The 7,949-nt window shown below is 38.5% G+C and carries 6 protein-coding genes and 1 rRNA gene; 6 read left to right on the top strand and 1 reads right to left on the bottom strand.

Translation table 11 applies throughout. The features are described 5' to 3' along the window. Nucleotides 1-20: 20 nt before the first annotated feature. The 6 genes from rrf (at nucleotide 21) to AC1DIV_RS29260 (ending at nucleotide 6,697) form a co-directional block, all read left to right on the top strand. Nucleotides 21-136 (top strand): 5S ribosomal RNA (gene rrf / locus AC1DIV_RS29285). Between the two features lie 878 nt (nucleotides 137-1,014). After that, nucleotides 1,015-2,217, top strand: a complete 1,203-nt coding sequence (locus AC1DIV_RS29280) for an MFS transporter (RefSeq protein ID WP_477577912.1) — start codon at nucleotides 1,015-1,017, stop codon at nucleotides 2,215-2,217. Nucleotides 2,218-2,283: 66 nt separating this feature from the next. Next, nucleotides 2,284-3,045 (top strand): type I 3-dehydroquinate dehydratase, encoded by a 762-nt coding sequence (gene aroD / locus AC1DIV_RS29275; RefSeq protein ID WP_340878423.1) that lies wholly within the window; start codon nucleotides 2,284-2,286, stop codon nucleotides 3,043-3,045. Between the two features lie 60 nt (nucleotides 3,046-3,105). Continuing rightward, the gene (locus AC1DIV_RS29270; RefSeq protein ID WP_034306141.1) at nucleotides 3,106-3,990 is read left to right on the top strand and encodes a shikimate dehydrogenase; all 885 of its coding nucleotides are present in this window, start codon (nucleotides 3,106-3,108) and stop codon (nucleotides 3,988-3,990) included. 264 nt (nucleotides 3,991-4,254) lie between these two features. Further along, a complete protein-coding gene (locus AC1DIV_RS29265; RefSeq protein ID WP_477577911.1) occupies nucleotides 4,255-5,460 on the top strand; it encodes an MFS transporter in 1,206 nt (401 codons plus the stop codon). Nucleotides 5,461-5,683: 223 nt separating this feature from the next. Then, entirely contained in the window at nucleotides 5,684-6,697 is a 1,014-nt protein-coding gene (locus tag AC1DIV_RS29260; protein WP_048680312.1) for a LacI family DNA-binding transcriptional regulator, read from the top strand. 115 nt (nucleotides 6,698-6,812) lie between these two features. On the opposite strand, the gene AC1DIV_RS29255 is transcribed toward AC1DIV_RS29260, so the two are convergent. Further along, complete coding sequence (locus AC1DIV_RS29255) at nucleotides 6,813-7,370, bottom strand: shikimate kinase (RefSeq protein WP_053533572.1); 558 nt, start codon at nucleotides 7,368-7,370, stop codon at nucleotides 6,813-6,815. Nucleotides 7,371-7,949 lie beyond the last annotated feature (579 nt).

Here is a 7,949-nt window from a genome sequence, read left to right as displayed (position 1 = left end):
GGAACAACGTTCCTTTTATGTTTGGTGGCGATAGCGAAGAGGTCACACCCGTTCCCATTCCGAACACGGCAGTTAAGCTCTTCAGCGCCGATGGTAGTTGGGGGTTTCCCCCTGTGAGAGTAGGACGCCGCCAAGCCATTTAAAAAGATTAGCCATCCGGCTGGTCTTTTTTTGCGTTCAAGAACAAATTATGAAGCCCTGTTATATATAGAAGCTGTTACCTCACCATTGAAAGGGGCTGAAATCGAAAATTGTTCATCCTTTTAAATTCAACCCGTTTCGACTATCGTAACTTAGGATATAAGCGAGTTATTAGTACTGTCTGCTTAGACATTGGGTTATTAAAAATCGATTGCAAATAACTGGATAATTGGATTTAAATAAGCAGCAGTACATATATTTTAGCTAAAAAGAAATTAATTCAGAAACTGGTAACTAAAATGGGGAATATCAAAATAGAAGGAAGCCCTCATAAAGAATAAAATAATTGGTGCCTCTGCAAATAAAAGGTATTCTTCAAACTTGTATGAACACTAATAAATACAAGGCAGGGCTGAACTTTTAAGGTAAATGAGATCCAAAATGAGACCTTCGGAATTTAAAAATAATGAGTATGAGGAATTGCTCTATGGTCATTAAGGACCGCTTCATGAGTTTGACACAATTAAATTAGCGCAGTATAATAATCCAGTAGAACGATATACTAAATAAATTTAACTAATTAGCTTAAGTTTTTTTTCAATACTTTTCTAATCGTTTAAAATTTAGTAGAACGATATACCTCTTAGGTAGAACGATATACTAACAATAAGCACGATTAGTAGAACGATATACTAGTAATGCGCAAGTTGGTAGAACGATGTACTAACTTAGCCGGTTAATCTATGAAGTTTATTGTTTTATTTAGTACGTCATTATTTTTCTTAAATTTATGGTATGGGGCAAGGGGGCAACATCTGAAAGGCTTAAGAATCAAATTGCATTTCGATAACTTTTTAAATAGGGGTGTGTTTCATGAAAAATCCATTTATAAAAATGGCCACAGGTTTATATATTAGCTATTTTATTTTAGGCATGATCAATATAATCATTGGATCAAATATGGAAAACTTGTCAAACCAATTAAATACTAGTGCCTCAGGGATAAGTTACTTGGTCTCTGCCATAGGAATCGGTAAGCTAGTTTCTTTGTTTTTCGCCGGTAGACTGTCGGATAAATTAGGAAGGAAACCATTTGTTGTTTCAGCATCTTTTATCTACCTGATCTTCCTTATAGGCATACCATTGGCTCCTAACTATACATTGGCATTTATATTTGCTGTATGTGCCGGTATTGCCAATTCATTTTTGGATGCAGGTACGTATCCAGCACTTATTGAGGCTTTTCAAAAGAAAGCTGGTTCCGCTACCGTATTAGTAAAAGCGTTCGTTTCAATCGGTGCCGCACTTCTTCCATTTATCATGGCGTTCTTTATAGCTAGAGATATGTTTTACGGGTATACATTCTTCTTAATGGCTGCTGTATATCTTGTTAATGGGTTTTTCCTGCTTAAGGTTTCATTCCCGGATCATAAAGCCCAAAGCCAAACTCAGAATGATAAACAAGTTGTGCCGGTTCAACAGCAATTCCTCTCAAAACCGAAGTTTGCTCAGGAAGGTTTGGCCGTCATACTATTAGGCTTCACATCAACTGCTTTATTCATGTTGGTTCAAGTCTGGCTCCCGAACTTCGGACAAGATGTATTGGGGCTAACCCAAGCTAAGGCTGTTCAATTGCTTAGTTACTATAGCATTGGCTCCCTTGTTTCTGTCATTTTACTAGCTGTTCTATTGAATAAAGTAATTAAGCCCATTACCGTCATGATTATCTATCCGGTCATTGCGGCATTATCTTTATTGTCACTCATCTACATCCAGCAACCATTTATAACCGTTTTGAGCGCTTTCTTCATAGGGCTTTCAACTGCAGGGGTATTCCAATTAGCCATGACAATAATCACGGAATTCTTCCCTGCCAATAAAGGTACGATCACCTCATATGTAAACATTGCAGGTAGTTCAGCCTTTATCATCATACCTTTCATTACTGGTATCATTTCTAAGAGTGCTGGGTTAACAGCGGTCTTCTTGTTTGATGTGGCAATTGCGGCAGTTAGTATTTTATTGGCCGTATTCGTTGCCTATCGATACAAAAAGGTAATTAAAGTTTCCAATTAAACGGTCTAACCGAACATCAGTGGGGGATGAACCCCACTGATGTTAATGATAAAAGGGGGATACATCATGCAAACAATCACGATCAAAGACGTAACGATCGGAGAAGGGGTTCCAAAGATCATCGTTCCACTAATGGGGACAACGAAAGAAGAACTGCTTAAAGAAGTTGAAACGGTAAATGCACTACGGCCGGATATCATTGAATGGCGAGTAGATGTCTTTGAACAAGTCGAAAGCTTAGAAGCCGTTTCGGATATGATTACAAAAATTAGAAATGCGGTTCCCAGTACTTTGCTGCTTTTCACTTTTAGAAGCCATAAAGAAGGCGGAAACAAGGAAATCAGCGATGATTATTATTTCCAACTTCTTCATACAGCAATTAAAACGAAGAATATTGATCTTGTCGATGTGGAGTTGTTTTTTGAGGAATCGACAGTGAAGGAGACTGTGAAGGTAGCTGAGGAAAATGGGGTATACGTTGTGATGTGTAACCATGATTTCGATAAGACACCAGCAAAGGAAGAAATCATTTACCGATTGCGTAAGATGCAGGAATTTGGCGCCCATATTCCCAAAATCGCTGTAATGCCCCAAACAGTAGGTGACTTACTCGTATTATTAGATGCAACTTACACGATGAAAACAAAGTATGCCGATCGCCCATTCATTACGATGTCAATGTCGGGTACAGGCCTGGTCAGTCGATTATCAGGTGCGGTGTTTGGATCTGCTTGTACATTCGGTGCCGGAAAAGAAGCATCTGCACCAGGACAAATTCCTGTTACACAATTACGGAATGTATTGGAAATCATTGATCAAAATATTTAATTCATAATTCCTTCCAAGAAGGAATTTATATAAAGTTTAAAAAATCAGGGGGAATAGAACATGGAAAATCTAGGACGAATCAATGGGAAAACAGAATTAGTAGGATTGCTGGCAACACCTATCGGACATTCATTATCACCTGCCATGCATAATTTAGCTTTCGATAAATTAGGCTTGAATTGCGCCTATTTAGCATTTGAGGTTGGAAATGAAGAGCTGGAAGATGCAGTCAAAGGGATGCGTGCATTAAATGTAAAAGGATTTAACGTATCCATGCCTAATAAAATGAAGATCCTTCCATATCTCGATGAATTGGCGGACAGTGCTAAATTTTCAGGAGCCGTTAATACAGTTGTCAATGTCGATGGAAAGTTCGTAGGGCACAGCACTGATGGAATGGGATATACCCGGAACCTAAAAGAACATGGTATTGATATTAAAGGCAAGAAAATGACTCTTATCGGTTCTGGTGGGGCTGCTACCCCAATTGCCATTCAATCTGCGCTGGAAGGTGTGGCGGAAATCAGCATTTTTGCTCGTGATGATGCATTCTTCCCGCAAGCAGAAGAGAATGTACGAATCATCAATGAGGATATGAAGCATTTAAATGTGAAAGCCAATGTATACCCTCTTGAAAATGTTGAACAATTAAAGGCTGAAATCGCAACTAGTGATATTTTGGCAAATGGAACCGGCGTTGGCATGAAACCACTTGAAGGCTTAAGTGTCATTCAAGACGAATCAATGCTGCGTCCTGATTTAATTGTAACCGATGTTGTTTACATCCCACGAAAATCTAAACTAATGGAACAAGCTGAAGCTGTAGGTGCTACCGCTATTAATGGTCTTGGGATGATGCTTTGGCAAGGTGCACTAGCCTTTGAATTATGGACAGGTCAACAAATGCCTGTTGATTTCATCAAAGAGCAATTATTTGCAGAATAAAATGATTCCACTCTGGAGATTGTTCTCCAAATAGAGGTTTTTTTCATACTCGATGTGCATCATTTGATTAAAAAAATTGGGTGCACCAAACCTCGGAGCTAAGAAATTCAGGGAGTGAAATCCCTTGTTTTTCTTAGCGTTTTTTTTTGAAAAGTGGTTTTCATGTAAATGGATAACATAAAGGGGAGACTTTAATGTAATTACATTGTGCATTAAGGTGTTATATGGGAGTAACACAACGTGATTTATTATAGGGGTGTAATAATGAAAAATCAGTATTTTAAAGCGGCATCTGGCATGTATATTAACTATTTTCTGCTGGGGATGGTTAATATAATTCTCGCTTCAAACATGCCCTCTTTAACAGAACAATGGGATACGGACTCTACTGGCATTAGTTATCTTATTGCGGCAATAGGAATAGGCAGATTACTCACGTATGGTTTCTCGGGAGTATTATCAGATAAATTTGGAAGAAAACCATTAATCATGGTCTCTTCGGTTATAATGGGCGTTTTTTTAATTGGGATTCCATTTTCCCCCACATATGAAATGGCCTTTGTATTTGCCTTACTTGCGGGAATTTCCAACTCAGCCATGGATGCTGGTACATATCCGGCGCTAACTGAAATGTTTCCTGAATCTGCTGGTTCCGCGAGTGTTATGGTTAAGGCTTTTGGTTCGCTGGGTGCTACAATCCTGCCATTCATCATCTTGTTTCTTACTACGAACCAATTATTTTACGGGTTTGCATTTTTAGTACCGGCTGTCATCTATTTCATGAATATGTTTTTGGTGTTGTCCGCTTCATTTCCAAGCAAATCCGAAGCTGTCAGTAAAGAAGAGGATTTTCATAGTAACAGGTTCATAACGGAACCTAAATTTTGGAGCGAAGGAGTCGCACTAATCATAATTGGGTTTACATCAACTGCGTTATTTACAGTTTCGCAAATCTGGTTACCGAGTTTCGGCCAGGAAGTCGCAGGGATGCAATCTTCAAGTGCAATTAAATTATTGAGCTATTATAGTGTGGGGTCACTTATTTCCGTCCTGCTATTATCCATCTTATTAAACAAATGGATTAAGCCCGTGACGGTGATATTGCTTTATCCAATGATTACTTTACTTACGGTAATCATCATATTAACGATTCATTCACCTATTGTCTTAAGTATTAGCTCCTTTTTCCTTGGAGCCTCGACAGCTGGGATCTTTCAATTAACCATTGCAATAATGACTGAACTTTTCTGGAGAAAAAAAGGAACTGTAACAGGGATCGTTGCGACGGCATCCAGTTTGGCGAGCGTCATTTTACCAATTGCAACGGGCTTGATCGCTAAGAGTGGGGATATATCGCATATATTTCTTTTTGATTGCGTTATTGCTACTATAGGAATCCTGGCTGCAGCTTTTGTATATTACCGGTATAAGAAATTGACACAGCACCAGACCATATTTAACCATGGCTGAAAATATTGAAGGATTTACTTAAAACTCCATCTTCCGGAGCTAGGATGGCGTTTTTTTTTGGACTAATGAATAGTGGATATAGATGTTTTGGCGTGATTAAAGGTCGTTGAGATTCCCATGTTCCAAAAGCAAGGGTGTAATAATGACAGTAACTATATTATTATAGAAAGAACATGATAATAATAAGTACATCAAAAATACATTCAAGATGGTGATTGAAACTATGAAACAATCCAAAAAAGGGCGGGTCACACTGCAACAGGTAGCGAAACATGCTGGGGTATCTACCTCCACTGCTTCCCTTATCGTTCGCAATAACCCTCGAATATCGGAAGCGACGCGAAAAAAAGTATTAAAATCGATGCATGAATTGGGTTATGTGTACGATAGAATTGCAGCAAACCTAAGGTCGCAGAGTTCTGATACTGTAGGAATCATTATTACCGACATATCAAATACCTTTTTTTCTGAATTCCTGATAGGCGTTCACGATGCATTGGATGAGGTCGGGTATACAGTCTTGCTGGGGACTACATTCGATTCGGTTGCCAAGCAAGATCATCTCCTTTCAACCATGATGGAACACAGGGTGGGTGGCCTGATTCTTTGTCCTGTCTCTGAAAGCTCACAAGATACAATTGAACGGTTAAATGAAATTGACACGCCGATGGTGCTTGCTGTCAGGGAACTGCCTGGAGTGAATAGCGACTATGTAGGCATAGACTATCCAGAAGGAGCCAGGATCGCTGTTGATCATCTCCTTGGAAAGGGGCATAAAAGAATTGCGCTCCTTGGTGGCATAAAGGAATCTTCTACTTGGATCGAGAGAATGGAGGGATACCGTGAAGCTCTTTCAAGAGCGGGATTGGAAGTGGATGAATCGTTGGTGATAGATAGTGCCCCTACACGGGAGGGAGGGCTTGAGGCTGTTTTGAAAGTACTTGAGAATCCTAATCCGCCTACCGCGATTTTTTGCTTTAGCGACTTAATTGCCTTTGGTGTTATGCAAGGATTAATGATGAAAGGAATTACTCCTGGAAAAGATATGGATATCGTTGGGTTCGATAACGTTCCAGTCGCAGAAATCTATCACCCTCCGCTAACGACCATTTCCTCATTCCCTAGACGTATTGGGAAAGAGGCTGCGAATCTCCTGTATCAGCAAATGGAGAAAATAGAACGTGAACAACAGCGAATCATATTGAATCCAGAACTGATTATTAGAGAGTCTTCCTAAAAAAGAAAAATAAAAAGGTGATTAGTTCACAGGAGGTTAGGTACCGCTGTGCCCTTTTCATCTTTTCTATTATTCTTTTATTGGGAACATTGATTACATATCAAAAAGGTTTGCCTTACTTAAGCGGTTCATAAATATCCCAGGCGACTTTCAATGAATCGACTATAAAGTCTGCCACTTCATCAACATCTAGATCATTGGTATTCACTTTTGAATGATGATAGGAGTATATTTCCTGTCTCGTGTAAAAGAGTTCTTCAATTTCCTCAAGGGACCGGCTTTGTAAAACGGGTCTACTATCAATAAGCAAGCCTATTCTCTCTTTCCAGTATTCCCAAGATAAGTCCAGGTAAAAAACAATGCAATTGGATAAACAGATATTCCGTATATCCTCTTGTAAAAATGCCCCGCCTCCAACTGAAATGATTTTCAATTGTTGTTGACTAAGGCTTTCAATCACACTTTTTTCTTTTTCGCGAAAAGCTTTTTCCCCAAACTTCTTGAAGATTTCCGTAGTGGGCATATTGAATTCCTTTTCAATTTCTTGATCTATGTCAATAAAGTCCCTATATAATTTCCTGGCTACTTTCTGTCCGATCGTCGTCTTTCCTACCCCCATAAAGCCAATAAAAACGATACTTTGCATCCTCAAAGATGTGTTTTTATTAATCATTTATAAATCCCTCTCCCAACTATTTTTTATAATGATTAAAAGTCTCTCCTGAAATTTTTAAAATATATTTATTATAGTACAAGAAAGTAAAATTGTAAAAAAATTTTTTAATATTTGGACAATGGAACCCTGTGCTTTAGCGGTTTAATGTTTAATAACTCTACCCGGAAGGAGCAATCAGGTTTCAGTATTCGATTTATGCATCTAATTATTCTTTTCCTCATCTATCCAGGTTGTTATTGGCATTACCTATCAATTGCATGGTTTATGGATTTTTCCAAAGGCATTACTTAGTTGAAGGGGAAGCGGTAGTTCAAATGGATGGGATAAATGATTTTCCTGGTTTATATGTTTTAAGAGGAAGCCAAGGTGTGACAGGCACATTTATTCCTTCATAATAAGTGATTAATTCATTTAAAAAGAAAATGTATGAAATGGGTTGACTTAATGGTGGGAAAGGATTAATATAAATAAGCACCAACTAAGACAAACGCAAAACTTCATCGCTTTTGGCAGGTTGCTGAAAGAAATAATAACTATTGACTTCTTACTATGAAAATGATAAGATGAAATGGTCGC

It is taken from the genome of Peribacillus sp. 05N428 (genome assembly GCF_056397085.1).
Note: the sequence above shows the minus strand (reverse complement) of the source record. Positions and strands in the feature narration are given on the sequence as shown.

What these genes read in the sequence shown, in the direction of transcription:
- AC1DIV_RS29280 (WP_477577912.1), top strand. Translation starts at nt 1,015, where the DNA reads ATGAAAAATCCATTTATAAAAATGGCCACAGGTTTATATATTAGCTAT.
- AC1DIV_RS29260 (WP_048680312.1), top strand. Translation starts at nt 5,684, where the DNA reads ATGAAACAATCCAAAAAAGGGCGGGTCACACTGCAACAGGTAGCGAAA.
- AC1DIV_RS29270 (WP_034306141.1), top strand. Translation starts at nt 3,106, where the DNA reads ATGGAAAATCTAGGACGAATCAATGGGAAAACAGAATTAGTAGGATTG.
- aroD (WP_340878423.1), top strand. Translation starts at nt 2,284, where the DNA reads ATGCAAACAATCACGATCAAAGACGTAACGATCGGAGAAGGGGTTCCA.
- AC1DIV_RS29265 (WP_477577911.1), top strand. Translation starts at nt 4,255, where the DNA reads ATGAAAAATCAGTATTTTAAAGCGGCATCTGGCATGTATATTAACTAT.
- AC1DIV_RS29255 (WP_053533572.1), bottom strand. Translation starts at nt 7,370, where the DNA reads ATGATTAATAAAAACACATCTTTGAGGATGCAAAGTATCGTTTTTATT.